This window comes from Halomonas sp. BC1 (assembly GCF_002078135.1).
Lineage (GTDB): Bacteria > Pseudomonadota > Gammaproteobacteria > Pseudomonadales > Halomonadaceae > Vreelandella > Vreelandella stevensii.
In genome coordinates this window covers 2471-3944 of record NZ_LFGS01000018.1, presented here as the reverse complement: position 1 = coordinate 3944, position 1474 = coordinate 2471, and the positions used below count along the sequence as shown (strand labels likewise).

Genomic DNA, 1474 nt, shown 5'->3' with positions numbered 1-1474 from the left:
GGTACGGGAATATTGACCCGTTTCCCATCGACTACGCCTTTCGGCCTCGCCTTAGGGGCCGACTCACTCTGCTCCGATTAGCGTCGAACAGAAACCCTTGGTCTTCCGGCGAGGGAGTTTTTCACTCCCTTTATCGTTACTCATGTCAGCATTCGCACTCGTGATACCTCCAGCATGCTTCTCAACACACCTTCATCGGCTTACACGACGCTCCTCTACCGCTCATCCGTAAGGATGAACCCGTAGCTTCGGTACCTGGTTTAGCCCCGTTACATCTTCCGCGCAGGCCGACTCGACTAGTGAGCTATTACGCTTTCTTTAAAGGATGGCTGCTTCTAAGCCAACCTCCTAGCTGTCTGAGCCTTCCCACATCGTTTCCCACTTAACCAGGATTTGGGGACCTTAGCTGACGGTCTGGGTTGTTTCCCTTTTCACGACGGACGTTAGCACCCGCCGTGTGTCTCCCACGCTGGCACTCACCGGTATTCGGAGTTTGCCTCGGGTTGGTAAGTCGGGATGACCCCCTAGCCGAAACAGTGCTCTACCCCCGGCGGTGATACGTGAGGCGCTACCTAAATAGCTTTCGAGGAGAACCAGCTATCTCCGAGCTTGATTAGCCTTTCACTCCGATCCACAAGTCATCCAAATCTTTTTCAACAGATCCTGGTTCGGGCCTCCAGTTGATGTTACTCAACCTTCACCCTGCTCATGGATAGATCGCTCGGTTTCGGGTCTATATCCAGCGACTGTGTCGCCCAGTTAAGACTCGGTTTCCCTACGGCTCCCCTATACGGTTAACCTCGCCACTGAATATAAGTCGCTGACCCATTATACAAAAGGTACGCAGTCACAGAACAAGTCTGCTCCTACTGCTTGTACGCACACGGTTTCAGGATCTATTTCACTCCCCTCTCCGGGGTTCTTTTCGCCTTTCCCTCACGGTACTGGTTCACTATCGGTCAGCCAGGAGTATTTAGCCTTGGAGGATGGTCCCCCCGTCTTCAGTCAAGGTTTCTCGTGCCCCGACCTACTCGATTTCACGTGATCAGATTTTCGACTACGGGGCTATCACCCGCTATGGCCAGACTTCCCAGTCTGTTCGTCTAATCCGTCACACGCTTAAGGGCTGGTCCCCGTTCGCTCGCCGCTACTAGGGGAATCTCGGTTGATTTCTTTTCCTCAGGGTACTTAGATGTTTCAGTTCCCCTGGTTCGCCTCTTGCGCCTATGTATTCAGCGCAAGATACTCATCTTGTGATGAGTGGGTTTCCCCATTCAGAGATGTCCGGGTCGCAGGTCGTTTGCCACCTCACCGAACCTTATCGCAGGCTACCACGTCTTTCATCGCCTCTGGCTGCCTAGGCATCCACCGTGTGCGCTTCATTGCTTGACCCTATAACCCGAAGGAGTCTGGGGTTCGCAATGATAACGATTGCCGGATACGCTTGAGACGTATCACAATACAATTTACGTAG

1 rRNA gene is annotated in these 1474 nt (G+C 53.0%); it reads right to left on the bottom strand.

The window, feature by feature from the left end:
- Nucleotides 1-1392, bottom strand: a 23S ribosomal RNA gene (locus B7L72_RS14020); the annotation flags it as partial.
- Between the last annotated feature and the right edge of the window lie 82 nt (nt 1393-1474).